Here is a 25,988-nt window from a genome sequence, read left to right on the forward strand (position 1 = left end):
GATTCCGGGGCCTCGGCCTGCGGCGGCGCGAATGTTTCGGGCGCGAGGTTTTCGGCAGCCGGCGCGTCGACCGGGAACGGCGGCTGCGTCAGCAGGCTCGCGCCCGGCGGGCGGCGCTGGGGCTCGACGACGGGACGGTCGCGACGGCCCTTGAAGAACATGGGCGGGCGCGTCTGCAGCGGCGCCGGCGCGCCGGGCCGTCGCCGCGCCGCGCCGGGGCGGTCGGCGGCGTCTTGCGGCTCGACGACGGGCGCCGCGGCGATGGACCCGCCGGATTGAGGCCCGCCCGGTTCAGAGCCGCCCATATCCGGCGCGCGCCCGTCAGGCGGCGTCTCCGGCTCGCGCATGTCCGGCTCGCGCATCTCCGGTTCGCGCATGTCCGGTTCGAGCATGACGGGCGCGACGCTTTCGCGGGCCTCGTAAGGCGCAGGCTCCGCCACGTCGGACGCCGGCGCGACGGCTTCGCGCTCCTGCTCCCGCTCCGCCAGCGCCTCGGGGCTCGCGGCGTCGACGGCGGAAAGAGTTTCGGGCGCCGCGGCCGTTTCAGCCTCGCTCGGCGCCGGCGGCGCGAACTCGCGTTCGAGGCGCCCGATCGCCGCTTCGAGCGCCGCGCTTTCGCGGTCGATCTCTTCTTCGGCGATCGGCGGCTCGAGCCGGCGCAGCTGTCCAACGAGCGCGTTGCGCGCGCGATCAAAGATCGAGGCGCGCGCCTGCGGCGTGTTTTCGGGCAGGCCGGCGACGGCTCTCGCAAGCAGCGGGTAATAATCAGCCATGCTGGTTCAGACCATTCGCGCCGCGTTCCGTCAATGGATTCGCCGACGACGCCGGCGCTTACTTCACAATGAGGCGATCTTTATGGCGCCGCTCGCGCCGCCGTCAGTCGCGAAACGGGTCCGTGACGAGAATTGTGTCCTCTCGCTCGGGGCTCGTCGACAGCAGCGCCACCGGCGCCTCGATCAGCTCCTCGATGCGGCGGACATATTTGATCGCCTGGGCCGGAAGCTGCGCCCAGGAGCGCGCGCCGGCCGTCGTGCCGCGCCAGCCCTCCATGGTTTCGTAGATCGGCGTCACGCGCGCCTGCGCAGCCTGGCTCGCCGGAAAGCGCGACACGCGCGCGCCGTCGAGCATGTAGCCGACGCACACCTTGATCTCGTCGAAGCCGTCGAGAATGTCGAGCTTGGTCAGGGCGATGCCGTCGATCCCCGAGGTTTTCACGGTCTGGCGCACCAGCACCGCGTCGAACCAGCCGCAGCGGCGCCGGCGCCCGGTGTTGGTGCCGAATTCATGGCCGCGGTCGCCGATGCGCTCGCCGATCTCGTCGGTCAGCTCGCTTGGAAACGGCCCGCCGCCGACGCGGGTCGTATAGGCCTTGGCGATGCCGAGCACATAGCCGATCGCCTTGGGGCCGAGCCCCGAGCCGGTGGCGGCGTTGGCGGCGACCGTGTTCGAGGAGGTGACGAACGGATAGGTGCCGTGGTCGACGTCGAGCAGCGCGCCCTGCGCACCTTCGAACAGAATGCGCCGGCCCTTGCGCCGCTCGGTCTCGAGCAGGTCCCAGACCGCGTCCATATAGGGCAGGATTTTGGGGGCGACCGCGTCGAGCTCGGCGCGTAGCGCGGCGGCCGGAACGGGCTCGAGGCCGAGGCCGCGGCGCAGCGGGTCATGATGCGCGAGAAGCCGGGCGATCTTCTCGTCAAGCAGGTCGGGCTCGGCGAGGTCGGTGAGGCGGATCGCGCGCCGGCCGACCTTGTCCTCATAGGCCGGGCCGATGCCGCGCTTGGTGGTGCCGATCTTGAGCCCGCCCTCGAGCGCCCCTTCGCGATGCGCGTCGAGCTCGCGGTGCAGGCTGAGGATCAGCGTGGCGTTGTCGGCGATCTTGAAATTATGCGGCCCGATCTCGACGCCCTGCGCGGAGAGCTTCGCGATCTCGTCGACGAGATGATGAGGGTCGACCACGACGCCGTTGCCGATGACCGAGAGCTTGCCGGGGCGCACGATGCCGGACGGCAGCAGCGCGAGCTTGTAGGTCGTCCCGCCGATCACCAGCGTATGGCCGGCGTTGTGCCCGCCCTGGAACCGCACCACCACGTCGGCCTTGACCGACAGCCAGTCGACGATCTTGCCCTTGCCCTCGTCGCCCCACTGGGCGCCGACCACCGCCACATTCGCCATGATTCGCGTTTCGCTTCTTCGAAGCTGAAAGCCGGCCGCGTCGACGCCGCGCCGGAGGGCGCCGCGGCGGGCCGGTTTTCAGAAAAAACCTCGCAAAAAACAATCCCGGCGCGGCGGCCGGGGAGACGCCCTGCGGTACACGTTCGGCGCGCGCGAGTAAAGCTTGCGCGCCGCGCCGCGCGCGCGCCGTCTTGTCAGGCGCGAGCGCTTTTGCTATAGGCCGCGGCTTCCAGCCATGACCGAGGCGACGCGGACCCCGCGCTCGCGCGGTCGTGGCTGAAACAGCGCGAGATTCAGCCAGGCGGCGCTTGCGCGGCAGTTTCCTTCCGCCGTCCAGACCCGTCCGGGCGGCTTCACGTCGGCGACGTCCAGGCTTGTTCAGGCCGGCGCCCGATTTTGCAAGAGTTTCGAGGCAGTCCCGATGAAGGCCGACATCCATCCGCAATATCACATGATCAAGGTCGTCATGACCGACGGGACCGAGTTCGCGACGCGCTCGACCTGGGGGTCCGACGGCGCGACCATGAACCTCGACATCGACCCCAAGACGCATCCGGCCTGGACCGGCGGCTCGGCCCAGCTTCTCGATCGCGGCGGGCGCCTGTCGCGCTTCAATTCGCGCTTCGCCGGGCTCAGCTTCGGCAAGAAGTAACGACCAAAAAGCGACAAGGCGGCCGAGGCCGCCTTTTTCATGCGCAGGGCCGGAGCTCCCCGCCGCGGCCCGGCGACAGAAGCGCCTGCGGAGCGCCGCCGCGCTCAGCGCGGGCGAAACGCCGCGTCAAGCAGGGCGATCTGTCCCGCGACCGGATTGGACGCCGCAAGCGGCGCCGGCGCGCGCTCATGAATCAGCGCGTCGAGTTTGCGGATGCGCGCCTGCACCCGCAGCGACGCCGCGACGAGTTCGCACAGCCGTTTCGGCAGCTCCGTCAGCACCTCTTCTCCAGCAACCGCGTCCTGGCGCGCGAGCCGCACGCGCCGTTTCTCGCCGGAGGCTTCAGCGCGCGTCAGTTCGCCCTCGTTCACGGCGCGCTGGAGCAGCAGCCAGGACGCGATCTGCATCAGGCGCGTCGTCAATCGCATGCTTTCGACCGCATAAGCGAGCGCGGCGGGGCGCGGCAGGCCCTGCGCCTCGCGCCGGCCGTCGCCGTCCAGATAGGCGGCGGCGGCGCCGACGAGATCCATCCCTTCCCTGAACAGGCTCTGGAACTGCTCCGACGCGACAAGCTTCTCTCCAAACGAAACCGTCGGCTCGGATTTCATCGAAAAGCTGTGCTTCATTGCGCGGCGAGCCTGTGTTCGAGATGCGCCCGCGAAGGCCGACCGCCTTCGCAGGGAGGTTGCGAAATGGAAAGCCGCAGGCGGACGCGGGCGATCCGCGCCGGCTGCGACGACGTGAAAGTTTTAGACGGTTTTTGCGCAAGCGGGCGGTTAACCTTGCGTTAAGCTTAATGGCGCGCGGGACTCTTGAGGGCGCGCAGGCTTCGCGCAGGGTCCGGCGGCAAGGATGGCGTCTCGTTCCATCCACATGCGCAGGACCGCCATGAGCCCATCCGCCGACCGCCCGACGATCTTCATCGCGACCCCCTGCTTCGGCGGGCTGGTCTCGCAGCGCTACATGCAGTCGATTCTGGCGCTCATCCAGCATTCGGGCGCGGCGGGTTTTGACGCCGCGCTCGCCCTGCTCGGGCATGACTCCCTCATCACCCGGAGCCGCAACACGCTGGTCAGCCAGTTTCTGGCGACAGAGCAGGCGACGCATCTCCTCTTCATCGACGCCGACATCGGCTTCGAGCCGGATCAGGTGACGCAGATGCTCGCCTTCGGCGAGGATTTCGTCGCCGGCGCCTATCCGCTGAAGACGCAGGACTGGAGCGCCGCCGCGATCCGCCGCGCGGCGACGGCGCAGGAAGGCTTCGCCGCCGCGCCGCTGCATTACGTCGGCGCGCCCTGCGTCGGCGCGGACCATGAGCGGCGCGGCCGATTCGCGACCGCGATCTACGCGGGCGGCGGTTTCATGCTGCTGCGACGACGCGTGATCCTGCGCATGATCGAAGCCTATCCGCAGACGCGCTACATGGGCGCCAACGCCTATTCCAACGTCGCGCCGGCGGAGGCCTACGCGCTGTTCGACTGCCTGATCGACAAGGAGTCCGGGACCTATGTCAGCGAGGATTTCGCGTTCTGCCAGCGCTGGCGCGACATCGGCGGAAAGATCTGGCTCGACCTCGAGGGGCGGCTGACTCATGTCGGCGCCTTCGATTTTCGCGGCGATCCGGCGCGGCGCTTCCCCGCCGCCGCGCCGCAGACGCTGGCTTTCGCCGTCTGAGGGCGGCTCGCGTTCACGCGTCGGCGGACGCCGCCGCGCAACGCTCAAGCGACGCCGCTGCGTTAAGCTCGGAGGGCGTCGCCGCGCCAGGCGCCGGCGCGACCTCCAACAGGGCGGAACGCGGCCTACGTCTCACGGCGTGCTGCGGTTTTGATTATGGCCAAGTGGGTTTTTCCAGTCTAGAAGTCATCTCGGCTTGACGATGAGCCGCACGCTCCCGCGCGTGACGCCTTCCGGCGGTTCAGGGCGAAACTGCGCCGCCAGGCGGGGACGCCGCACCGACGCATCGTGGTCGCCGACGCGACGTCCTCTCATGGAAAGAACAATGGCCATCAACACCATCGGAGTGATTGGGGCGGGCCAGATGGGCTCAGGCATCGCTCAGGTCTGCTCGCTCGCGGGCCTCGACGTCATGCTCAATGACGTTTCCGAAGGAAAGATCGAAGCGGGCCTTCAGGCGGCCAGAGCCGGGTTCGCCAAGCTTGTCGAACGCGGCGCGACCGACGCCGGCGCCGTGGACGACGCGCTCGCCCGCATCAAGCCGGCCGCCGACTACGCCGCCATGAAGAACTGCGACCTCGTGATCGAGGCGGCCGTCGAAAACGAAGAGGTCAAGCGCAAGGTGCTCTCCGAGGTCAGCCACGCGCTGCGGCCCGAGGCGTTCCTCGCGTCCAACACGTCGTCGATCTCGATCACGCGGCTCGCCTCGGCCACCGACCGGCCCGAGCGCTTCATCGGCATTCATTTCATGAATCCGGTGACCAAGATGCAGCTCGTCGAACTCATTCGCGGCATCGCCACCGAGAACGAGACCTTCGACGCCGCGAAGACGTTCGTCACCCGCCTTGGCAAGACCTTCACCGTCTCCGAAGATTTTCCGGCCTTCATCGTCAACCGCATCCTGCTGCCGATGATCAACGAAGCGATCTACACGCTTTATGAAGGCGTCGGCTCGGTCGAGGCGATCGACACGGCCATGAAGCTCGGCGCCAATCATCCCATGGGCCCGCTGCAGCTCGCCGACTTCATCGGGCTCGACACGGTGCTCTCGGTCATGCAGGTGCTGCACGAGGGGCTCGCCGACTCCAAATACCGCCCCTGCCCGCTTCTCGTGAAATATGTCGAGGCCGGATGGCTCGGCCGCAAGACGCAGCGCGGCTTCTACGACTATCGCAGCGGCACGCCCGTCCCGACGCGCTGACGCTTGCGCGCCGGTCCGGTCCGCCGTCGGCGGTGGAGAACCGGTCGGCCGAACTTCACAGCGCCGTCACGCGCGCCCTACACTATCCCGGCGAATCGCCGCATTGGTCAGGCGGAATCAAACGTTGACGATTTGATCCAGCGCGGATAATGCGGGAGCCGCAAGAGGAGAGGCGCCGAAAGTGTCGGTCCATTTCCACGCCACAGCTTCGCCGGAAGCCTGTCCGGCCCTTGTCCTTAACGCCGACTTTCGGCCGCTAAGTTACTACCCCTTGTCCTTATGGTCCTGGCAGGATGCGATAAAGGCGGTCTTTCTCGACCGGGTGAACATCGTATCGAGCTATGACAAGGCGGTGCGAAGTCCAAGCTTCGAGATGCAGCTGCCGTCGGTCGTATCCTTAAAGACATATATAAAACCGTCGCGCCATCCGGCTTTCACCCGTTTCAACGTCTTTCTTCGCGACCGCTTCTCCTGCCAGTATTGCGGCTCCCGGCAGGATCTGACTTTCGATCATGTGATTCCCCGCTCCAAGGGCGGGCTGACGACGTGGGAAAACGTTGTCGCGGCGTGCTCGCCCTGCAATCTGCGCAAGAGCGACCGGCTTCCGAACGAAGCCCATATGTGGCCGGCCCACAGGCCCTACCAGCCCACCGTCAACGACCTGCACCAGAACGGCCGGCTGTTTCCGCCGAACTACCTGCACGAAAGCTGGATGGACTATCTTTACTGGGACTCGGAACTCGAGCCGTAAGGCGTTTTCTTCCGCTCGGCGCGCCCTCTCAGCCCAACTCCTTCGCCAGCCGCCGCATGAAAGAGATCGCCGCCGCGACCTGCGATTCTTCGAGGAACTCGTCAGGCTGATGCGCCTGGTCGATCGAGCCCGGGCCGCAGACCACGGTCGGCAGGCCCTCCGCCTGGAACTGCCCCGCCTCGGTGGCGTAGGGCACGCTGATCGTGCGGTTTGACTGCGCGAGCTTGAGCGCCAGCGTCTCCGCCGCCGATCCGGGCTCGGCCGCGAGTCCCGGCACCTCGACCTCGGCCCAGGTTTCGATCGAGGCGTCCTCGGCGTTGCGCCTGAGGCGCGGCAGGGCGACGCGGGCGATATACTCCTCGAGATGGTCGAGCGCGAGCCGCTGCGGCACGTCCGGCAAGCTGCGGAACTCCCAGTCGAAAGCGCATTGCTTGGCGAGGATGTTGCGCGCCGTGCCGCCGTGGATCACCCCGACCTCGATCGTCGAGCAGGGCGGATCGAACCGGCCGGCCGGATCGCCGCGCCGCCCGAGCGCCTCATTGAAGCGATAGAGCTCGCAGACGAGATCGCAGGCCGCCTCGACCGCGTTCGCGCCAAGATAGGGCTTCGAGGAATGAGCTTCGCGGCCGTGCACCGTGGTGCGATAGGTGACGATCGCCTTGTGCGCGTCGGCGACCTGCATCAGCGTCGGCTCGCCGACCAGCACGACGTCGGGGCGCGGCAGGTCCTCGCCGAGTCGGCGAATGGCGTCGAGCGCGCCGCGGCAGGTCGTCTCCTCGTCATAGCTCAGAAGAATATGGATCGGCCGCCTGAGCGCCGCGCGCTGGAATTCGGGGATCATGGCGAGGCAGATCGCGTCGAATCCCTTCATGTCGGTCGCGCCGCGGCCGTAGAGGCGCCCGCGCTCGCGGCGCAGCTCGAACGGATTCGACGTCCAGCTCTGCCCCTCGACCGGCACCACGTCGGTGTGGCCGGACAGCAAGACCCCGCCGTCGACCTTCGGGCCGATGGTGGCGAACAGCGCGGCCTTGTCGCCGACCGCGTTGGGAATCTTCACGTAATCGACGCCGTAATCGTCAAACAGGGATTCGACGAAATTGACCAGCGCGAGGTTCGATTTCGAGCTTTCGGTGTCGAAGGAGACAAGCCGCGTCAGAATCTCGATCGCCGCTTCGAGCCGCGCGCCGTCCTCGCGCGCCTGTGCGTCCTGCGCAGCGGTCATGGTCGTGTCTCCCGGATCGTGGCGCGGGCGGGAGCGAAACTCAGCGCGAGGCTCCCGAAGGCGTCAATTCAGCACGCGGCGCACGAAGGGCGAATCGAGCGAGAACACCGGGATCTGCGCGTCGAACTCCTCGCCGTTCTCGTCCACCATGCGATAGGCGCCGGTCATGATGCCGGACGGCGTCGTGAGATTGGAGCCTGAGGTGTAACGAAACGTCTCGCCGGGCTTCAGGATCGGCTGCTCGCCGACGACGCCCGGCCCCTGCACCTCCTCGAGCTTTCCGTTGCCGTCGGTGATCTTCCAGTGGCGGGAGGTCAACTGCACCGTACGGTCGCTCTGGTTGGCGATTTCGACCGTGTAAGCCCAGAAGAACATCGCCTGCTCGGCGTTCGAGCGCTCGGGTACGAACTCCGGCAGGACCGTGATCTGGATGTCTTGAGTGACGGCGCTGTACATGGCGAAGACGATGAACCCCTTGCGGCCGGGAGGAGCCCCGGCCAGTGCGGACGGCGCAAGACTAGCATAGCTTCGGGTTCAGGAAAACGCCGCGCGCGCCGCCGCGCCGCCGCCGCTACTGGGCGGCGACGCCGAGCGTGGCGAGGCCGTCGAGCGCCTGCGCCAGATCCTCGAGAAGATCGTCCGGGTCCTCGAGCCCGACCGACAGGCGCAGCACGCCGTCGCTGACGCCGAGCGCCGCCCGCGCCTCGGGCGCAAGCCTCTGATGCGTCGTCGTCGCCGGGTGGGTGATCAGGCTCTTGGCGTCGCCGAGATTGCTTGAGATCTTGACGACCTCGAGCGCGCGCCCGACGCCGAAGGCGGCCTCCTTGCCGCCCCTGAGTTCGAACGCCACGAGCGTGCCGCCGCCGGTCATCTGCCGGCGCGCGACGTCGGCGTGCGGATGGTCGGGGCGGCCCGGATAGCGCACGAAGGAGACCTCGGGCCGGGCGGCGAGGAAATCGGCGATGCGCGCCGCCGTCGAGGTCTGGCGCGCGATGCGGATTTCGAGCGTCTCCAGCGCCTTCAGGAGCACCCAGGCGTTGAAGGGCGAAAGCGCCGGCCCGGTCTGGCGCAGGAAGGTCTGGAGGTCGCCTTCGAGCAGCGTCTTCGAGCCGAGGATGACGCCGCCGAGACAGCGCCCGCCGCCGTCGATGTGCTTGGTCGCCGAATAGACCACGAGATCGGCGCCGAGCCGCAGCGGCTTCTGCAGCATCGGCGTCGCGAACACATTGTCGACGATGAGAATCGCGCCCGCGTCATGCGCGATTTTGGCGATCGCCGGAATGTCGTAGACGTCGAGCAGCGGATTGGTCGGGCTTTCGAGGAACAACACCTTGGTCTGCGGCCGGATCGCCGCCCGCCAGGCGTCGAGGTCCGCGCCGTCGACCAGCGTCGAGGCGACGCCGTAGCGCGGCAGATGGTCCTCGATAATGAAGCGGCAGGCGCCAAACAGCGCGCGCGCCGCCACCACATGATCGCCGGCGCGCACCTGCGACATGGCGGCGGCGGTCACGGCGGCCATGCCCGTCGCTGTGGCGCGGGCGGCCTCGGCCCCCTCGATCAGGGCCATGCGCTCCTCGAACATGGCGATCGTCGGATTGCCGTAGCGCGAATAGACGAAGCCCGGGTCGTCGCCCTTGAAGCGCGCCTCGCAGGCCTCCATGGTCGGGAAGACATAGCCCTGCGTCAGGAACAGCGCCTCGGCGGTTTCGCCGAAGGGGGAGCGCGTCGCGCCGCCATGGACGAGCAGCGTCGCCGGGCGCAGAGTCTTGGAGCCGGTCAATCGTCTCTCCTCTGGTGATCCCGGCTGATTAGGACTTTCTTACCCGCGCCTCAAGCCTTAAGCTCGCGCGCCCGCCCTTGCCGCCCCGTCTTCATGCCTTTGCCCGCCAAAACATTCGAGTCCGACGACTTCGGCCCCTCCTTCGGGCTTCTCGCGCGCCAGAAGATCGAGGTCATGATCCGGCGCGGCATGATCGCGCCCTCCGAGCCGATCGAAGCGCGCCAGCTCCAGCCGGCGAGCCTCGACCTGCGGCTCGGGCCGAAGGCCTATCGCGTGCGCGCGAGCTTTCTGCCCGGGCGCGAGCGATGCGTCGGCGAGCTGCTGCGCGAGGACGACGCGATCGACCTTGCGTCGGGCGCCGTGCTCGAACGCGGCTGCGTCTATGTCATCCCTCTGCTCGAACGGCTTCGCCTGCCCGACAGCATCTCGGCGGTCGCCAATCCCAAAAGCTCGACCGGCCGGCTCGACATCTTCACGCGGCTCATCGCCGACCGGTCGGAGGCGTTCGACCGCGCGCCGCGCGGCTATGAGGGCCAGCTCTACGCCGAGGTGTCGCCGCGCAGCTTCTCCGTGCGCGTCCGAAAAGGCTCGAAGCTCAACCAGATCCGCTTCCGGCGGCTCAATTCGCAGCAGCTGCGTCTTGCCGGCTTCGCCATCGACGACCGTGAGCTGGCGCAACGCCACGATTCGCGTCCGCTGGTCGAAGGCGCGGCCAATCTGCGCCAGGGCCTGATCCTGCGCGTCGCGCTCGGCGAGGCCGCGCCCGGCGCGCCGATCGGCTTTCGCGCGCAAAAGCACGCCGAGGTGGTCGACATCGACCGGACGGGCTACAGGCTCGACGATTTCTGGGACAGGATCTGGCCGCGCGCCGACGGCCGGCTCATTCTCGACCCCGGCGAGTTCTATATCCTCGCCTCGCAGGAACGCCTGCAGATTCCGCCGGACCTCGCCGCCGAAATGGTGCCGATCGACCCGGCCATGGGCGAGTTTCGCGTCCATTACGCGGGCTTCTTCGATCCGGGCTTCGGCGCCTCGCCCGACATGAAGCCCGGCGCGCGCGCCGTGCTCGAGGTGCGTAGCCACGAAGTCCCGTTCGCGCTCGAAGACGGGCAGATCATCGGCCGCCTCGTCTATGAGAAAATGGCCGAGCCGCCGCTGACCCTTTACGGCGAGGGCGAAGGCTCGAACTATCAGGGCCAGGGGCTGAAGCTCTCAAAGCATTTCGTGATGGGCTGAGCCGTTTGGGCCGAGCGGGCCGGCCGGCTCAGCCGTGCGCGAAAACGCGGAAATAATCGTCGAGCACGGCCTCATAGATCGCGGCGAGCGCGCCGATCTCCGCCGCCGGCGCGCGTTCGTCGACCATATGCATGGTCTGGCCGACGAGGCCGAACTCCAGCACCGGGCAATAGGCGCGGATGAAGCGCGCGTCCGAGGTGCCGCCGCTCGTCGAAAGCTTCGGCCTGCGCCCCGTCGTCCGCTCGACGGCGCCGGCGACGAGCCCGACGAAGGCGTCAGGCTCGGTGACGAAGGCGAGCGCGTTGCAGGGTTCGAAGGCCAGCGCGAAATCCGCGCCCTGCGCCGCCCGCGCCGCGCGCGTCTGAAGCTCGGCGGCGAGGCTTTGCGGCGTCCAGTGGTCGTTGAAGCGGATGTTGAAGCGCGCCCGCGCCTGCGCCGGAATCACGTTGAAGGCCGGATTGCCGACGTCGAAGCTGACGATTTCAAGATTCGAGGGGTCGAAAAGCGCCGTCCCCGCGTCGAGCGGCGGGGCCGCCAGCGCCTGCGCGAGGCGCATCGCCGCAGGAATGGGATTGTCGGCGCGCTGCGGATAGGCGACATGGCCCTGGCGGCCTGTGACCGTCAGCGTCCCGTTGAGCGAGCCGCGCCGGCCGATCTTGATCATGTCGCCGAGCGCGTCCGGGTTGGTCGGCTCGCCGACGAGGCAATGGTCGAAGCGCGCGCCGCGCTCAGCCGCCCAGGCGAGCAGCTTTTCGGTCCCGTTGATCGCCGGGCCTTCCTCGTCTCCCGTGATCAGCAGGCTGATCGAGCCTTTGAACGGGCCGCGCGCGCAAAAGCTTGCCGCCGCCGCCGCAAAGGCCGCGATCGCGCCCTTCATGTCGACGACGCCGCGCCCGATGATCTCGCCGCCGTCGATCTCGGCCGCGAAAGGGTCGCTGCGCCATCGCGCGAGATCGCCCGGCGGCACCACGTCGGTATGGCCGGCGAAGGCGAAATGCGGCGCGCCCTCGCCAAAGCGGGCGAAGAGATTGACGACGTCGGGCGTGCCGGGCGCGGAAAAAGTCACGCTCTCGACCGAAAAGCCGGCCTGGCGCAGGCGCGCGGCGAGCGCCTCCTGCGCGCCCGCGTCCTGCGGCGTGACGGAAGGCCGGCGCACCAGCGCGCGGCAGAGATCGACCGCGTCCTGTCCCAGATCCGTCATCGCGCCGCCCTGAAGATTTAGCGGTCCGGTCTATCGCACGGAAGGCCCGCGTCGCCAATCGCGCCCGTCAGGCGGCGAAGCCCGCCTGGCGCGGCCGCTCGCCGGGCCGCTTACAAAGACGCCGCCCGCTCCCCATTTGCTATTGTGAAACGGACGAAAATGACGCATGTGCTGCGAAAGGCCGGAGGGCGTCCGCGACCGGCCGGATGGCGTGCGCCCGGCCGGAACGCCCCGCACGGGGCGTCGGTCTGTCCGCTTCACGGGTCCATGTTTCACGGGTCCATGTTTCACGGGTCCATGCTTTACGGGTCCATGCGTCCCCTGGTCCAACTGGCGCGAGCTTGAACGAAAGCCGCCGACGGAAACACGATCGATGCGCAAAGTTGTTGGCGGAAAGCTGCACGGCATCCGCGTCACGGAATCGAATCTCGAATATCACGGCTCGATCACGCTCGATCCCGCCCATTGCGAGGCCGCGGGCATCTTTCCGCTCGAATTCGTGGAGATCTGGAACAAGAGCTCCGGCGCGCGCATCTCGACCTATGTGATTCTCGGCCAGCGCGGCTCGCGCTGCTGCGTGCTCAACGGCGCCGCCGCGCGCACCTGCCAGCCGGGCGACGAGCTGATCATCTGCAGCTCGGTCTATGTCGACGGCGAGGAGATCGTCGGCCTTTCGCCCAAGGTCGTGACCTTCGACGCGCACAACAACGTCGTCGAGACGCTGCAATATTCGGTCTCGCAGGACGCCGCCGGCCGCTACCAGTTCGCGATTCTGGACGACGAAGGCGCGCGGCTGCAGGTTCCGCTGAAATCGGGCGTGCGCCAGAAGCGCGCGAGCTGACCGCGCCGGGCGGCTCCGCAAACGCCGCCGGCTTGACTTTCGCGCCCCGCCTATCCCATATTTCGTACGAAGCGTTCGCCATACAGAACGCGCTGACGCGCGCCGGCCCAAGCAATTGACGATCGTCCTGTCCCAAAAACTGAACGGGCTGCGCGAGACCGACGCGCCGCACAGCTTCGTCGCCCATTTCGGCCCGGACCACGCGCTCGACCTCGATTCGGGCGCGCGGCTCGACGACTGGACCATCGCCTACCAGACCTACGGGACGCTGAATGCGGAGCGCTCCAACGCCGTGCTGGTCTGCCACGCGCTGACCGGCGACCAGCATGTCGCCAACGTGCACCCCGTCACCGGCAAGCCCGGCTGGTGGAGCAGCATGGTCGGCCCCGGCAGGCCGATCGACACCGACCGCTATTTCGTCATCTGCTCCAACGTGCTCGGCGGCTGCATGGGCACCACCGGCCCGGCCTCGCGCAACGCCGCGACGGGGCGCCCCTACGGGCTCGACTTTCCGGTCGTGACCATCGCCGACATGGCCCGCGCGCAGGCGAAGCTGATCGACCATCTTGGCGTCGACACGCTGTTTTGCGTCGTCGGCGGCTCGATGGGCGGCATGCAGGTGCTGCAATGGGTCGCGAGCTATCCCGAGCGCGTGTTCAGCGCCATGCCGATCGCGACCGCGGCCAAGCATTCCTCGCAGAACATCGCCTTCCACGAAGTCGGCCGGCAGGCGGTCATGGCCGATCCCGACTGGCGCAAGGGCCGCTATCTCGACGAAGGCGTGATCCCGACCAAGGGGCTCGCCGTCGCGCGCATGGCCGCGCATATCACCTATCTTTCGGACGAGGCGCTGCAGAGCAAGTTCGGCCGCAAGCTGCAGGACCGCGAGGCGCGCGCCTTCTCCTTCGACGCCGAATTCCAGATCGAGAACTATCTGCGCTATCAGGGCTCGAGCTTCGTCGACCGGTTCGACCCCAATTCCTATCTCTACGTCACCCGCGCCTGCGACTATTTCGACCTCGCCGCCGACTATGACGGCTCGCTCGCGCGCGCCTTCCAGGGTGCGAAGACGCGCTTTTGCGTCGTCTCCTTCAGCTCCGACTGGCTCTACCCGACCTCGGCCTCGCGCGCGATCGTCCATGCGCTCAACGCCGGCGGCGCCTCGGTGTCCTTCGTCGACATCGAGACCGACCGCGGCCATGACGCCTTCCTGCTCGACCTGCCGGAGTTCGAGGCGACCTCGCATGGCTTCCTCGCGGCGGCGGCGCGGGCGCGCGGCCTGCCCGAGCGCGGGACGTGAGCGCGCAGGCGCCGTCCCGAGACGTGAGCGCGCAGGCGCCGTCCTATGACGACGCGCGCATCGCCGCCCTGCCCCTCTCGCCGGCCGGCCGCGTCGATCTCCTGCTCGTCGCCAGCATGGTGAGCGCCGGGGCGCGCGTGCTCGACGTCGGCTGCGGCGACGGCGCGCTGCTGCGCCTGCTTGCCGAGGAGAAGGGCGTCGACGCGCGCGGCATCGAATTGTCGCAGCGCGGCGTCAACGATTGCGTCGCGCAGGGTCTGTCGGTGATTCAGGGCGACGCCGACACCGACCTTTCAGGTTACCCGGACGACGCCTTCGACTTTGTGATCCTGTCGCAGACGCTGCAGGCGACGCGCCGCCCGCGCGCCGTGCTCGAAAACATGCTGCGCATCGGCCGGCGCGCGATCGTGTCCTTCCCCAATTTCGGCCACTGGCGCATCAGGACGCAGCTCGCCTTCGGCGGCCACATGCCGGTGACGCGGCAGCTGCCGACGCCCTGGTACGACACGCCGAACATTCATTTCTGCACGATTTCGGATTTCATCGCCCTCGCCGAGTCGATCGGCGCCAGAATCGAGCGCGGCGTCGCGCTCGATTCAAAGGGCGAGCCGCTGTCGTGGGGCGGGCGCTCGGTGTGGAACCTGTTCGGCGAACAGGGCGTGTTCCTGCTTTCGCGCCGGGGCTGATCAGTCGCCTTTGATCAGAGCGTCAGGAACGACGAAGCGCTCGGCGCCGTCGTCGACGGTGACGACCGTGTCGTCGCCCTCGCGCCGGCTCTGCGCCGCGCCGCCGCGCGCCACGACATGACCGTGGTCGAAATCGAGCGTGCGCCTGAAGCCGTCCGGGAAAGTCACGACAAGCGTCGCGACGCCGGCGTCCTTGCGCGAGACGCCCGCCTTGCAGACGGAGACCGCGGCGTCGCCCTTGAAGCCGCAGCCAATCTCGGCTGTCGCATGATAGGGCGTTCCCGCAACCCTGGCGTCGTGCGGCGCGGGGGCGGCGGCTTCGCGCAGAAAGCGGGCGTCGACCCAGCCTTTTTCATCCGAATCGCCGGTGAGCTGGATCTGGCGCCAGGTCGCGCCGTGGACCGTCCGACAGCCAAGATTGCGCACGATCGCCCCCTCGCCGAGCTGGAGCGAGGCCGTGGCGGACGGCGAGGGCCCCGCGCGCAGGTTCAGCGCATCGCCGGCGGCGAGACCTTCGACGCGGAAATAATCCGGCCCGCCGGCGCAGCCGTCGGCGACGTCGGCCGCCGCCTGCCGCCCTGGCGCCGCAGGCGCGCGCGCGCCTGACCCGTCGACGCGAAGGTCGAGCGTGAAATCGGCTTTCTCCCTGCGTCGCGCCGCGTTGCGGTAAAGGTAGACCTCGACCACATAAACGCCGTCGACAGGCAGAACGCCGGAAAAATCATGTCCCGAGGTCGCGCCCATATACATGGCCGATTTCGCGCCGGGCGCGATCACGTTCATGTAAAGGCTCAAATTGCTCGCCGAAAGCCTGGCCGAGAGGGTTTGTCCGGCGCGCGCGTCGATCCGGTAGCGCACCGTGTCATAGCCCCTGACCGAGCCGCTGACCGTCTCGCCGCTCGCGCCGGCCGGAAAATGCACGTCCACTGTCCTGACCGCGTCGCCGAGAGCGGGAGCGGACGCGCCAAGCGCGAAGGCAAGAAAGACAGTCGTGGCGAGGGTTCGCATGCGTGGTTCTCCGGCGCCGTGCGGCGACCCGAGAATGGGCGCCGGCGCGGAGGGTTCCGCGTCGGCTATTGACGCGGAAAAGTTATTTCGCGGTCTTGGCCCGCTCGATCGATTCCGTGATGATGGCGCGGGCGCGCTCGGCGTCGCCCCAGCCCTCGATCTTGACCCATTTGTTGGGCTCGAGATCCTTGTAGTGGGCGAAGAAATGCTCGATCTGGTGGAGCGTGATCTCCGGCAGCTGCGAATAATTCTCGACGTGCGCGTAACGCTTGGTCAGCTTGGCCGAGGGAACGGCGAGGATCTTTTCGTCCTGCCCGGCCTCGTCGCGCATGATCAGCACGCCGACCGGCTTGCAGCTCATGACGGCGCCCGGCACGATCGCGCGGGTGTTGGCGATGATCACGTCGCAGGGGTCGCCGTCCTCCGACAGCGTATGCGGGATGAAGCCGTAATTGCCGGGATAGCGCATCGACGTATAAAGAAAGCGGTCGACGATCAGCGCGCCGGCGGCCTTGTCGAGCTCATATTTGATGGGCTCGCCCCCGATCGGGACTTCGATCACGACATTGACGTCGTGGGGCGGATTCTTGCCGATCGAGATGGCGTCAAGGCGCATGGTCGTCTCCTGTTCCCTCGTTGCGGCCGGCGGAGAAACGCCGCGCCGGATCAATCTTTGGCCCGCCGGGAACGTCGCGCGGCGGACGGGCAAGCATGAAGCGCCCCGCGCGCGCCCGCAACTCCCCTCGAGGCGCCTGTGCGGCCTGCGCGCCTGAAGGCGAGAAAGAGACAAGCGTAGAGATCGGCGCGGGCGCGCCTCAGGGCGGGTCGTCCGGCCTTATGCGCCGCGGCGCGCCGCGCGGCAAGTCTGACCTTGGAGGTAATCGGAGCCGGAACGGGGCCTGGCCGGGGCGGCCCGCCTACTCGAAGGCGAAGGCGTGCCGCGCCCGGATCTCGGAGCCGAACCGCTCGTTGGCCTGTCGCACGTTGCGGCCGCCGAGATGCTGGTAGAAGGCGACCGCGCGCTCATTGTCGGCGAGCGCCCAGACGAGAAAGGACGAATAGCCGTAATCGGCGAGATCCTGCCGCGCCGTCTCGAACAGGCGGCGGCCGAAGCCCGCGCCCTGGAATTCGGGCGCGACGTAAAGCTCGAAGATCTCGCCGCCGTAGCGCAGCGAGGGCACGCGGTTGCGGCCGTAGCTGACATAGCCGCCGATCGTCTCGTCGAAATCGAGCACGAGGAGGCGCGATCCGCGCACGATCGCCGAATGCCACCAGCGCGGCCCGCGCCGCGCGATCAGCCGCTCGAGCTCGCGCCCGGGAATGAGGCCTCGATAGGCGTCGCGCCATGCGGCGTCATGCGCGGCGGCGATGCCGGCCGCGTCGCCCTCGCGCGCGTTGCGGATGCTGATCACGCTCTCGATCATGGGGCGATGTTAAGGTTGATCGCCGGCGCTCCGCAAGAGGCTCCACGCCGCGCCGGGGCGCCGGGGCGCGCGTTACCGGCCGGAGGCTTCCGCCCGGCCCGACAGGGCGCCGGGGCCAAAGCCCGGCTCAAGGCTGAGGTCGCGCGGCGCGGCGGGCGCCTCGTCGCGGCGCGGCGCGGTCGGGCGCTGCGAGCGATAGACGCCCTTGATCAGCACGACATAGGCGATCACCGCGCAGTCGAGCAGCGTAATCCACCAGATCTGCGACACGGCCGCGCCGAGAAACGAGAGCGCCAGCACGGCGGAGAGGCCCGCGAGCACGGAGGGCGCGATCGATTCGGGCACGCGCGCGGTGAGCCGGAAGGTCAGCGCCGTAAGCAGCGCGAAAGCGCCCGCGCCGACGAGGCCGAGATCATGCCAGACGATGAAAGGCAGCCCCCGCGGCGCGTCGTGGGACAAAAATCCCAGCGCCGCCATGCGGTCCGTCGAGCCGAAGCCGTGCCCGGTGACAAGGCGCGGCCAGTCGGAGACGATCATCTCGCGCCAGGCCTCCATGGACCGCGCGCCCGGCCCCGCCTCGGGCCAGGCGCCGGCCAGCGCGCCGACGCCGAGCGCGAACAGGGGCGCGGCGAGAATCAGCGCGGCGAAAGCCGCGCCGAGATTGGGCCCGATGCGCGACGGGTTCGACATGGCGAGCGCGAAGACGAAGGCGCCGGCCCCCATCGCCGCGAGCCCGGCCTGCGCGAAGCCGGCGAAAGCCACGCCCGCCGCAAGCAGCGCGAGCCCCGCCGCGAACGCCCAGCGCTCGCGCAGGCACAGCGCGCCGAGCGCCGGCCAGACCAGCACGACGAGCGCGATCATCGCCCGCGCGAACAGCGAATCGCCGAACGCGCCGGCCCCGGCGAAGGACGTTTCGCCGCGCAGCGCGAAATAAAGCAGGCTCAGCGCGTTCAGCGTCACCCCGACCGGCAGCAGGTAGAGGTCGAAGGTCCGCGTGCGCGGCGGCAGCCACGCGGCGACGAGCGCGACGAGCAGCGTGGTGACGACGATCTGCGCGAAACGCGGCGCGGCCTCGGCCGGAAACGGCGTCCAGACAAGGGACAGGCCGGCCCAGAAGGCGACGAACAGCGCGGCGAGCCCCGCGGGCGAGCCGAGCGCGCCCATGAGATGGCGCGGCCCGTGCCCTTCCGCGCCGATCACGGCGCCGATCAGCATCGTCGCCGCGCCGATCGGCATGAGCACATAGATCGCGCCCTCGGCGGCGACGCTGAGGACGGGCATGACCGTCATGAGCGTCACGAGGCCGAGGCTGATCAGAAGCTTCGAGGCGCTGGCCGCCGGCGTTTCGACGGAATGCGAGGCGATGAACATGAAGCGCTCTGGTCTCGTCCGCTGCGGTCAGGGCTGAGGCCGACGCGGAGCTTCCCGACGCGGAGCTCCGCGTCGCCGCGCGCGGCCATCTGAAACATTTTACGGCGTAATTGCAAGAAACCGAGCCGCGGGGCCTCCCTCGCCGCGTGCGCGCGGGCACGCCGGTTGCGTCGCCGACGGTCCAGGTTCAATGGTCTGTTAAGGATGACGGCGCAGCCTGAGCCAGGAAGGTCAGGCCCGCGCCGACCGGGATGGAGGTCCACGCCCATGCGTCATCTGCGCAAAGCCTTTGAAGACGACACGCGGACCATCGCCGCGCTCGCCATGCTCGGGCTTGTCATGATGGCGCTGTTCCAGCCCTGACCGGAGACGTCGCGCCCGCCGTCATGGCGCGCCTCTTGCTTGATCTTATGCGCTGGGGAGGAATTGGCGTCCGTCTGGATCGGAAAGCGACGATGACCAAGATCCTTATTCTCGTATGCTCCATGTCGACTCCCGTCGAGGAATGCTCCCCCATGACGGCGCTCAGCGCGGCGCGCGGCCCCGACGTCTCGAGCGCCATCAGTTGCGGCCTGTTCGGCCAGGCCCAGCTCGCCCGCTCTCCCCTCGGCCCCCAGCGCGACGAATATGAAAAGATCGTCTGCTCGACGGGCGGCGCGCGCAGCTGACGGCTTCACGTTTTCGTCGTTCCCTGCGCCGTCGCTCCTGAGGCGCGGCCGTGCGTTCCGCGTCGCGGCGCGCAAGGCGCCTTTACGCGCCGCGGCAAAACGCTAAGCTCGCGCGAACGCCGCGTCAGCGCGGCGCGATTTCGTCCGCGGAGCGCAGATGATCGACGCCGGCCCGGGTAATTCTGGCTTTTCGCCGTTGCGGCGCAGATCGTCTTCGCGGCGCAGATCGTCGTTGCGGCGCACGACCCGCGCCCCTTCGCCCGCGCCTTTCGCGCGGCCATGACGGCGGCGCGCGCGTCCGCGCCCGGCTGGCCCATCCTTCGGCGCGCCGCCGCTTTTTTCATCTTCTGGATCTTCATCGCCGGCGCGGCGCCGTTGGGCCTCGCAATCGGGGCGGCGGCGTCCGTCGCCGCCGCCGCGCTGAGCCTTCGGCTCGCGCCCTCCGGCGGCGCGCGGCCGCGGCCCGCGCTCCTCATGCGCCTTGGCGTCCGCTTCGCCGTCCAGTCGATTCTCGCCGGCTTCGACGTGGCGCGGCGCGCTTTCGCGCCGCGGCTCGCGCTGAAGCCGGGCTTCGTCGTGTTCCGGCCGCAGATCGAATCGGCCGGCGCGCGCAGCGCCTTCTACGCCCTGTCGAGCCTGCTGCCGGGTTCGCTGCCGGTCTGCGAGGAAGCCGACGGCGCGCTCATCGTCCATTGCCTCGACGTCGGCCAGCCGGTCGCGGCGCAGCTCGCCGCGGAGGAGGCGGCGTTCGCGCGCGCCTTCGGGCTCGAGGCCTCGCGCGGCTGCTGCGCGGCCCGGACGACGCCGACCGCATGATGGCCGCGCAGCTTCTCGGCGCAGGCGGCGTGGCGACGCTCGCGCTCGTCTCGGCCGCGACCGGAACGCCCGGCGTCGAGGACGTCGCCCTGTCGCTCGCCCTGCTCGCGGTCTTCGCCTCGCTCGCCTTCGTGCTCAAGGGCGCGCCCGACGAAAGCGGCCCGCGTTCATGACCTCCTCCATCCTCACGCTGGCGTTCGACGCCTTCAGCGTCGTCGCCGTGAGCCTCGGCGGCTTTTTCTTCCTCGCCGGCGCGCTCGGCCTCCTGCGCTTTCCCGATCCGCTGTGCCGGCTGCACGCGCTCACCAAGGCCGACACGCTTGGGCTCGGGCTGATCGTGCTGGGGCTCATTCCGCAGGCCGGCGGCGTCGCCGGCGCGCTGAAGCTCGTCGCCGTCTGGGCGCTCGCCCAGATCGGCGCGGCGACGAGCTCGCAAATCGTCGCCGGCGCCCTGCGGAGACGCGGGGACGCGCGCCGCGAGGAGACCGGCGCATGAGCCTGCTCGACGCGCTCGACCTCGGCCTCGCCGCGCTCGTCGCCGCCACGGCGGCGTGGACGATCCTAACCCGCGCCGCCTTTTCGGCGGCCGTCGGCTATGTCGCCTACGGGCTGCTTCTGGCGCTCGTCTGGGTGCGGCTCTCGGCGGTCGACGTCGCCATCGCCGAGGCGGCGATCGGCGGCGGCGTGACCGGCGTGCTGCTGATCGGCGCGGCGCGCCGGATCGGCGACGCGCCCTGCGCGGCCGGAGACCGCCCCGGCCTGCCCGTCCGGCTCGCCGCCGGCGCGCTCTGCGCCCTCTGCGCGCTGGCGCTCGCCGGCGTCATCCTGTCCCTGCCGCAGCACGGCCCTGGCCTTTCGGCGCAGGTCGCGGCCCATCTCGAGCCGACCGGCGTCGGCAATCCGATCACCGCCACGCTGATGGTCTTCCGCTCGTTTGACACGCTGCTCGAAAAGATCGTGCTGGTGCTCGCCGTGGTCGGCGTCTGGTCGCTGACGCCGGACCGTTTCTGGGGCGGCGCGCCGGGGGCGCCGGCGCTGCCGCGCCGCCATGGCGCCCTGCCGTTCCTCGCGCGGGCGCTGCCGCCGCTCGGCCTCGTCGTGGGGATCCATCTCGTCTGGGTCGGCAAGGACGAGCCGGGCGGCGCCTTCCAGGGCGGCGCGGTCGTCGCGGCCATGTGGCTCGTCATGCTGCTCGCCCGCGTGTCGCAGGCGCCCTCCGTGCGCTCGCGGCCGCTGCGCCTCGCCCTCATCGTCGGCCCGGCCCTGTTCGTCGTTTCGGGCGTCCTCGGGCTGTTCACGGCCGGCGCCGTGTTCGCCGTGCCGGAGGCCTGGTCCGTCCCCCTCATTCTCGTCGTCGAGGCTTTCATGACCCTGTCGATCGCGGCGACGCTGCCGATGCTGGTGCTTGGCCCGCCCGCCCATGGCCCGGCGCCGCACGCGCCCGCCGAAGGCGGCGCCGCGCCATGACGCCCGGCGCGCTCGCCGGGCTGACCGGCGCCTTTCTCGTCGGCCTCGGCCTCTACGGGCTGATCGTCGACCCGCAGCCGCTGCGCAAGATTCTCGCCTTCAACATGCTTGGCAGCGGGGTCTTCCTCGTGTTCGGCATCGTCGCGCGCAACGGCGCCGGCGCGGGCTTCGCCTCCGACCCGGTCCCGCAGGCGCTGGTCATCACCGGCGTCGTCGTCGCCTTTTCGGCGAGCGCGCTCGCCGTCGCGATTCTCAACCGCCTCGTCGACGAAGAGGGCGAAGCGAGCCTCAGGCCCGACGCGCCGCCCGCCCCGGCCGACCGGACCGCGCCGTGAACGAAGCCCTCGCGAGCCTTTCCGGCGCGGCGGCCTCGCCGGGCGGGCTTCTCCTGCCGGCCGCCGTTCTCGCGCCGGTCGTCGGCGTCATGGCCGCCTTCACGCTCGGCGGGCGCAACGCCCAGCGCGTCGCGCTCGCCCTCGCCCCCGTCAACATCGTGATCGCCGCCCTGATCGCGAGCGCCGTCTGGCGCGCCAGGGCGCCGATCTTCTACCATGTGGGCGGCTTCGCGCCGCCGCTCGGCCTCAGCCTGCGGGCCGACGGCTTTTCGGCGGTCATGCTGGCGACGAGCGCGCTCGTCATGGCCGCGGCGCATCTTTTCGCGCGGGCCGATTTTGCGACGCCCGCGGGCGTCGCCGAGGCGCGCGCCCCTTTTGCGTTCTGGACGCTCACCCAGGCGCTGAGCGCGGCGCTGGCCATCGTCTTCCTCAGCGCCGACCTGTTCAATCTGTTCGTCGCGCTGGAGCTTCTGACCTTCGCCGCCGTCCCGCTCGTCTGCCTCAAGGGGAGCGCCGAGACGCTGCGGGCGGCGCTGCGCTATCTCCTGTTCGCGCTGATCGGCTCCGTGCTCTATCTGCTCGGCGTGACGCTGCTCTACGGCGCCTATGGCACGCTCGACATGGCGCTGCTCGCCGAGCGGCTGCGCCCCGCGCCGATCGTCTACGCCGCCGCCGCGCTGGCGACGGCCGGGCTGCTCGCCAAGACCGCGCTCGTCCCACTGCATCTGTGGCTGCCGCCGGCGCACGCCAACGCGCCGGCGCCGGCCAGCGCGATTCTCTCCGCGCTCGTCGTCAAAGGCTCCTTCTTCCTGATCGTGCGGCTGTGGTTCGACGTCTTTCCGGCGCTCGCCGCGGGCGCCGCGTCGGCGCTGATCGCTGGCCTCGGCTGCCTCGCCATCCTCGTCGGCGGGACGATGGCGCTGCGCCAGGCGCGGCTCAAGCCGCTGATCGCCTATTCGACCGTCGCCCAGCTCGGCTATCTCTTCTTGATGTTCCCGCTCGCGGTCGGCGGCGCCCCCTGGGCGCCCGACGCCTGGGCCGGAGGCGTGATGCAGACCCTGTCGCACGCCTTCGCCAAGGCCGGCATGTTCCTCGCGGCGGGCCTTGTGGTCGAGGGCCTCGGCCATGACCGCATCGCCGATCTGCGCGGGCTTGGCCGGGCCATGCCGCTCGCCGCGCTGACGCTTGGAATCGGCGGGCTTTCGCTCGTCGGCCTGCCGCCGAGCGGCGGCTTCATGGCCAAATGGCTGCTGCTGACCAGCGCCGCCGAGGCCGGCTTCTGGCCGATCGTCGCCATGCTTCTCGCCGGCGGGCTGATGGCCGGCGCCTATGTCGGCCGCATCCTCGGCCCGGCGCTGGCGACGCCCGCCCCGCCGCTCAGGTCGCGGCCCCACCCGCTGCGCGGGGCGGCGGCGCTCGCGCTCGCCGTCGTCGCTTTGCTGATGGGGCTCGCGCCGCTCGGCTTCTACGATTTTCTCGACATCGGCCGCCCGCTTATTCCCTAGGACGCGCATCATGAGCCCGGGCGCACAATGACCGACACGACGGCCCTTCTCCTCGCCGCCGCCTATGGCGCGCCGCTCGTCCTCGCGCTCGCCTGCGCCGTTCCCGGCCTGCGCCGGCTCGCCCTGGCGCTCGCGCCCTATGCGCCCGTGCCGGCGCTTCTCGCCGCGCTCGACGCCCTGACGCTCGGGCGCATCGCCGCGCGCACGCCGCTGCTCGGCCTCAATTTCTACCTCGACGCGCCGGGCGCCGTGCTGATGGCCGCCGCCGCCGCGCTGTGGATCGCGGCCGGCGTCGCCGCCGGGCCGCTGCGCGCGGGCGACAACGGCCTGCGCTTCACGATCGGCTGGCTGCTGACGCTCGCCGGCGGCATGGGCGTCTTCGCCGCGACCGACCTCGTGACCTTCTATTTCGTCTTCGCCCTCGTCAGCCTGCCGGCCTATGTGCTCATCACGCATGACGGGAGCGCCCGGGCGCTGCGCGCGGGCGTCGTCGCCATCGCCTTCGCCCTGTTCGGCGAGGCGATCCTGCTGCTGGGGCTCGCGCTCCTTGCGGCGGGCGAGCCGTCCGGCAGCCTCTATATCGCCGACGTCATGGCCGCCCTGCCGGACTCGCCCTTCGCCGCGCCGGCCGTGGCGCTGACGGTCGCGGGCCTCGCCATGAAAATGGCGCTCCCGCCCATGCACGGCTATCTGCCGCTCGCCTACACGGCCGCGCCCCCGGCGGCGGCCGCCGCCCTGTCGGCCGCAGGCGTCAACGCCGGCGTGATCGGGCTGATCCGCTTCGTTCCCTTCGAGACCGGCCTGCCGGGGCTCTCCGAGGCGCTGACCGCCGCCGGGCTGTTTGCGGCCTTCTACGGCGTGGCGCTCGGCCTGCTGCAGAGAAACCCGAAGACGATCCTCGCCTATTCCAGCGTCAGCCAGATGGGCGTGCTCGCGGCGGTCGTCGGCATGGGCCTGTCGGCCGAGGACCCTGCCGCGCTGATCCAGACCGCCTTTTACGGCGCGAATCATCTGCTCGTGAAAGGCGCGCTGTTTCTTGGCGTCGGCGCGGCGGCGGCGCGCGGCGGACGGCGCGTCCTCATTCTCGCGCCGGCGATTCTCCTCGCGCTCAATCTCGGCGGCCTGCCGCTGACGGGCGGCGGGCTCGCCAAGCTCGCGGTCAAGGACACGCTCGGCTCCTTCGTCGTGGGCTGGCTCGCGGCGTTTTCGGCGGCGGGCACGACGCTGCTCATGCTGCATTTCGCCGGCCGGCTCGCGAGCGTCGAGGCCGAAGCGCCCGCCGCCGGACGCCGGCGCGCCGAACTCGGCTGGTTCAGCGCCGTCGCGGCGGCGGTCTTCCTGCCCTATCTCTTTTTTCCGATCGTCGGGCAGCCGATCGACGCCGCCTTCGCGCCGGCCGCGCTCGTCGACGGCCTTTGGCCCGTGCTTCTCGGCGCGGCGCTCGCCTTCGCGCTGCGGCGCGCGGGCGACGCGCTGCCGCATGTCCCGCCGGGCGACCTCGTGGTGGTCGAGGAGGCGGGCGTCATGGCGCTCGCCCGCGTCGGCGCCATGGTGGAGCGCGCCGAATACGCCATGCGGCGCTGGCCGGCCGCCGCCATGGCGCTCGTCGCCCTGATCGTGGCGTTCGGCGTCGCCTTCGCCTCGGGCTGAAGAAAGCGGGTCAGAGGTCGTGGTAGTGGCGCGCCGCGACGTCGGGATGCGAGCGCAGGCGGCCTTTCAGATAATTTTCGCCGGCGTGGCGCAGCAGCGGATTGTCGGGGTCGTTCGAGACGCCGTTGGCCTCGCGCGCCAGCTCCGGCGGCAGGACAAGACGCGGCGCCTCGGCCTCGTGGCGCGGCCCGAGGAAGAAGGCGGCCGAAAGCCGGTCCTGCCCCGGCGGCGGGCCGACGACCCGATGCACGGTCGCGGGCAGATAGCCGCCGCTCGCCAGTTCGAGGACCTCGCCGATATTGACCACGAAGGCGCCTTCGACCGGCGTCGCAGCGATCCAGCCTCCGTCCGCCGTCCCGACCTCGAGCCCGCCGACGCCGTCCTGCAGCACGAAGGTCAAAAGCCCGCTGTCCTTGTGCGGCCCGACGCCCTGGCCGCGCCCGAGCCCCGGATAGCGGATGAGCTTGACATGCTGGTTCGGCTCGTCGCCGACGAGCCCGTCGAAGGCGCAGGGGTTTTGGCCCAGCGCCTCGGCGAAGGCGCGCAGCAGCCGCAGCGCCGCGGCCGTCATCTCGGCCTGCCAGCCGAGCGCGGCTTCGCGCAGGCCCGCGGGGTTTTGCGGCCACAGATTCGGCCCGATGAGCCGGCGCCACGCCGGATCGCCCGCGCGCCACACGGCCGCGCGCTCGCTGTTGACGTCGAACTGCTCGCGCCAGTCGGGGGCGCCCCGCGTCAGCTCCGCCCCGGCCCGCGTGTAGCCGCGAAACTGCGGCGAGCGGATCATCGCGGCGGCGTCCTTTTCGGCGTCGGGCTGGTCGAAGAAGCGGCGCGCGAGGGCGAGAAGCGCGTCATTGCCCTGCACGCCATGGCCGACGAGATAGAAAAAGCCGGCTTCGCGCGCGGCGCGGCGCAAATCGTCAAGAAACGCGGCGCGGGCCGCTCCTTGCGCCTCGTAGCGGGCGAGGTCGACGACGGGAAGCTCGCGCATCGGGCGTCTCCTAGGCCATGCGCCCGTTCCGGCGCGTTTT

27 protein-coding genes and 1 pseudogene are annotated in these 25,988 nt (G+C 69.9%); 16 read left to right on the forward strand and 12 right to left on the reverse strand.

Annotated elements, in window-relative coordinates:
• Window positions 1-773, reverse strand: a pseudogene (locus ACILRB_RS09700) (hypothetical protein); the annotation flags it as partial.
• 103 nt (window positions 774-876) lie between these two features.
• A complete protein-coding gene (locus ACILRB_RS09705) occupies window positions 877-2,172 on the reverse strand; it encodes an adenylosuccinate synthase (protein WP_395666092.1) in 1,296 nt (431 codons plus the stop codon).
• Between the two features lie 421 nt (window positions 2,173-2,593).
• Here ACILRB_RS09705 and rpmE point away from each other — a divergent pair, with 421 nt between their 5' ends.
• Window positions 2,594-2,824, forward strand: coding sequence for a 50S ribosomal protein L31 (rpmE, locus tag ACILRB_RS09710; protein WP_395666093.1), 231 nt, complete (start codon window positions 2,594-2,596; stop codon window positions 2,822-2,824).
• Window positions 2,825-2,928: 104 nt separating this feature from the next.
• Here the strand turns inward: rpmE and ACILRB_RS09715 are convergent, their stop codons facing one another.
• A complete protein-coding gene (locus ACILRB_RS09715; RefSeq protein WP_395666094.1) occupies window positions 2,929-3,450 on the reverse strand; it encodes a DUF1465 family protein in 522 nt (173 codons plus the stop codon).
• Between the two features lie 262 nt (window positions 3,451-3,712).
• Between ACILRB_RS09715 and ACILRB_RS09720 the strand changes: the two genes are divergently transcribed.
• From ACILRB_RS09720 to ACILRB_RS09730, 3 genes are all read left to right on the forward strand, one after another.
• Window positions 3,713-4,498: a hypothetical protein gene (locus tag ACILRB_RS09720; RefSeq protein ID WP_395666095.1), complete on the forward strand. Its 786-nt coding sequence runs from the start codon at window positions 3,713-3,715 to the stop codon at window positions 4,496-4,498.
• Window positions 4,499-4,823: 325 nt separating this feature from the next.
• On the forward strand, window positions 4,824-5,699 hold the full coding sequence (locus tag ACILRB_RS09725) for a 3-hydroxybutyryl-CoA dehydrogenase (protein ID WP_395666096.1): 876 nt from the start codon (window positions 4,824-4,826) through the stop codon (window positions 5,697-5,699).
• A 181-nt stretch (window positions 5,700-5,880) separates the two neighbouring features.
• The gene (locus ACILRB_RS09730; protein ID WP_395666097.1) at window positions 5,881-6,450 is read left to right on the forward strand and encodes an HNH endonuclease; all 570 of its coding nucleotides are present in this window, start codon (window positions 5,881-5,883) and stop codon (window positions 6,448-6,450) included.
• Between the two features lie 28 nt (window positions 6,451-6,478).
• Here ACILRB_RS09730 and argE read toward each other — a convergent pair whose 3' ends face one another.
• From argE to metZ, 3 genes are all read right to left on the reverse strand, one after another.
• The gene (argE, locus tag ACILRB_RS09735; protein WP_395666098.1) at window positions 6,479-7,672 is read right to left on the reverse strand and encodes an acetylornithine deacetylase; all 1,194 of its coding nucleotides are present in this window, start codon (window positions 7,670-7,672) and stop codon (window positions 6,479-6,481) included.
• A 63-nt stretch (window positions 7,673-7,735) separates the two neighbouring features.
• The gene (apaG, locus tag ACILRB_RS09740) at window positions 7,736-8,128 is read right to left on the reverse strand and encodes a Co2+/Mg2+ efflux protein ApaG (protein ID WP_395666099.1); all 393 of its coding nucleotides are present in this window, start codon (window positions 8,126-8,128) and stop codon (window positions 7,736-7,738) included.
• A 115-nt stretch (window positions 8,129-8,243) separates the two neighbouring features.
• A complete protein-coding gene (metZ, locus tag ACILRB_RS09745) occupies window positions 8,244-9,452 on the reverse strand; it encodes an O-succinylhomoserine sulfhydrylase (RefSeq protein ID WP_395666100.1) in 1,209 nt (402 codons plus the stop codon).
• A gap of 93 nt (window positions 9,453-9,545) precedes the next feature.
• Here metZ and ACILRB_RS09750 point away from each other — a divergent pair, with 93 nt between their 5' ends.
• Window positions 9,546-10,688: a 2'-deoxycytidine 5'-triphosphate deaminase gene (locus ACILRB_RS09750; protein ID WP_395666101.1), complete on the forward strand. Its 1,143-nt coding sequence runs from the start codon at window positions 9,546-9,548 to the stop codon at window positions 10,686-10,688.
• A 28-nt stretch (window positions 10,689-10,716) separates the two neighbouring features.
• Here ACILRB_RS09750 and dapE read toward each other — a convergent pair whose 3' ends face one another.
• The gene (gene dapE / locus ACILRB_RS09755) at window positions 10,717-11,889 is read right to left on the reverse strand and encodes a succinyl-diaminopimelate desuccinylase (RefSeq protein WP_395666102.1); all 1,173 of its coding nucleotides are present in this window, start codon (window positions 11,887-11,889) and stop codon (window positions 10,717-10,719) included.
• 373 nt (window positions 11,890-12,262) lie between these two features.
• Between dapE and panD the strand changes: the two genes are divergently transcribed.
• The 3 genes from panD (at window position 12,263) to metW (ending at window position 14,716) form a co-directional block, all read left to right on the forward strand.
• Complete coding sequence (panD, locus tag ACILRB_RS09760) at window positions 12,263-12,730, forward strand: aspartate 1-decarboxylase (RefSeq protein ID WP_395666103.1); 468 nt, start codon at window positions 12,263-12,265, stop codon at window positions 12,728-12,730.
• A gap of 115 nt (window positions 12,731-12,845) precedes the next feature.
• Window positions 12,846-14,030, forward strand: coding sequence for a homoserine O-acetyltransferase (locus ACILRB_RS09765; protein ID WP_395666104.1), 1,185 nt, complete (start codon window positions 12,846-12,848; stop codon window positions 14,028-14,030).
• Window positions 14,031-14,146: 116 nt separating this feature from the next.
• Window positions 14,147-14,716, forward strand: coding sequence for a methionine biosynthesis protein MetW (gene metW, locus ACILRB_RS09770; protein ID WP_395666140.1), 570 nt, complete (start codon window positions 14,147-14,149; stop codon window positions 14,714-14,716).
• Here metW and ACILRB_RS09775 read toward each other — a convergent pair whose 3' ends face one another.
• The 4 genes from ACILRB_RS09775 to ACILRB_RS09790 all read right to left on the reverse strand — a co-directional run bounded on the left by ACILRB_RS09775 (window position 14,717) and on the right by ACILRB_RS09790 (window position 18,519).
• Window positions 14,717-15,724: a hypothetical protein gene (locus ACILRB_RS09775; protein ID WP_395666105.1), complete on the reverse strand. Its 1,008-nt coding sequence runs from the start codon at window positions 15,722-15,724 to the stop codon at window positions 14,717-14,719. It abuts the gene before it with no gap.
• Window positions 15,725-15,806: 82 nt separating this feature from the next.
• Window positions 15,807-16,340, reverse strand: a complete 534-nt coding sequence (gene ppa, locus ACILRB_RS09780; protein ID WP_395666106.1) for an inorganic diphosphatase — start codon at window positions 16,338-16,340, stop codon at window positions 15,807-15,809.
• A gap of 301 nt (window positions 16,341-16,641) precedes the next feature.
• A complete protein-coding gene (locus tag ACILRB_RS09785; RefSeq protein ID WP_395666107.1) occupies window positions 16,642-17,148 on the reverse strand; it encodes a GNAT family N-acetyltransferase in 507 nt (168 codons plus the stop codon).
• 72 nt (window positions 17,149-17,220) lie between these two features.
• The gene (locus ACILRB_RS09790) at window positions 17,221-18,519 is read right to left on the reverse strand and encodes a hypothetical protein (protein WP_395666108.1); all 1,299 of its coding nucleotides are present in this window, start codon (window positions 18,517-18,519) and stop codon (window positions 17,221-17,223) included.
• 455 nt (window positions 18,520-18,974) lie between these two features.
• Between ACILRB_RS09790 and ACILRB_RS09795 the strand changes: the two genes are divergently transcribed.
• The 8 genes from ACILRB_RS09795 to ACILRB_RS09830 all read left to right on the forward strand — a co-directional run bounded on the left by ACILRB_RS09795 (window position 18,975) and on the right by ACILRB_RS09830 (window position 24,960).
• Window positions 18,975-19,187 (forward strand): hypothetical protein, encoded by a 213-nt coding sequence (locus tag ACILRB_RS09795; protein ID WP_395666109.1) that lies wholly within the window; start codon window positions 18,975-18,977, stop codon window positions 19,185-19,187.
• A gap of 279 nt (window positions 19,188-19,466) precedes the next feature.
• Window positions 19,467-20,003 carry a Na+/H+ antiporter subunit E gene (locus tag ACILRB_RS09800; RefSeq protein WP_395666110.1) on the forward strand — a complete coding sequence of 179 codons (537 nt, stop codon included), beginning with the start codon at window positions 19,467-19,469 and terminating at the stop codon, window positions 20,001-20,003.
• Window positions 20,000-20,176, forward strand: a complete 177-nt coding sequence (locus tag ACILRB_RS09805; protein WP_395666111.1) for a monovalent cation/H+ antiporter complex subunit F — start codon at window positions 20,000-20,002, stop codon at window positions 20,174-20,176. The genes ACILRB_RS09800 and ACILRB_RS09805 overlap by 4 nt, the downstream gene beginning before the upstream one ends.
• Window positions 20,173-20,499: a cation:proton antiporter gene (locus ACILRB_RS09810; protein ID WP_395666112.1), complete on the forward strand. Its 327-nt coding sequence runs from the start codon at window positions 20,173-20,175 to the stop codon at window positions 20,497-20,499. The genes ACILRB_RS09805 and ACILRB_RS09810 overlap by 4 nt, the downstream gene beginning before the upstream one ends.
• Window positions 20,496-21,470, forward strand: coding sequence for a hydrogenase subunit MbhD domain-containing protein (locus ACILRB_RS09815; RefSeq protein WP_395666113.1), 975 nt, complete (start codon window positions 20,496-20,498; stop codon window positions 21,468-21,470). The genes ACILRB_RS09810 and ACILRB_RS09815 overlap by 4 nt, the downstream gene beginning before the upstream one ends.
• The gene (locus ACILRB_RS09820; RefSeq protein WP_395666114.1) at window positions 21,467-21,805 is read left to right on the forward strand and encodes an NADH-quinone oxidoreductase subunit K; all 339 of its coding nucleotides are present in this window, start codon (window positions 21,467-21,469) and stop codon (window positions 21,803-21,805) included. Before ACILRB_RS09815 ends, ACILRB_RS09820 begins: the two co-directional genes overlap by 4 nt.
• On the forward strand, window positions 21,802-23,310 hold the full coding sequence (locus ACILRB_RS09825; protein ID WP_395666115.1) for a complex I subunit 5 family protein: 1,509 nt from the start codon (window positions 21,802-21,804) through the stop codon (window positions 23,308-23,310). The genes ACILRB_RS09820 and ACILRB_RS09825 overlap by 4 nt, the downstream gene beginning before the upstream one ends.
• A 27-nt stretch (window positions 23,311-23,337) precedes the next feature.
• On the forward strand, window positions 23,338-24,960 hold the full coding sequence (locus tag ACILRB_RS09830; RefSeq protein ID WP_395666116.1) for a proton-conducting transporter membrane subunit: 1,623 nt from the start codon (window positions 23,338-23,340) through the stop codon (window positions 24,958-24,960).
• A gap of 10 nt (window positions 24,961-24,970) precedes the next feature.
• Here ACILRB_RS09830 and ACILRB_RS09835 read toward each other — a convergent pair whose 3' ends face one another.
• Entirely contained in the window at window positions 24,971-25,948 is a 978-nt protein-coding gene (locus ACILRB_RS09835) for an isopenicillin N synthase family dioxygenase (RefSeq protein WP_395666117.1), read from the reverse strand.
• Window positions 25,949-25,988: the final 40 nt, after the last annotated feature.

The organism is Methylocella sp. (assembly GCF_044226135.1).
Classification (GTDB): domain Bacteria; phylum Pseudomonadota; class Alphaproteobacteria; order Rhizobiales; family Beijerinckiaceae; genus Methylocapsa.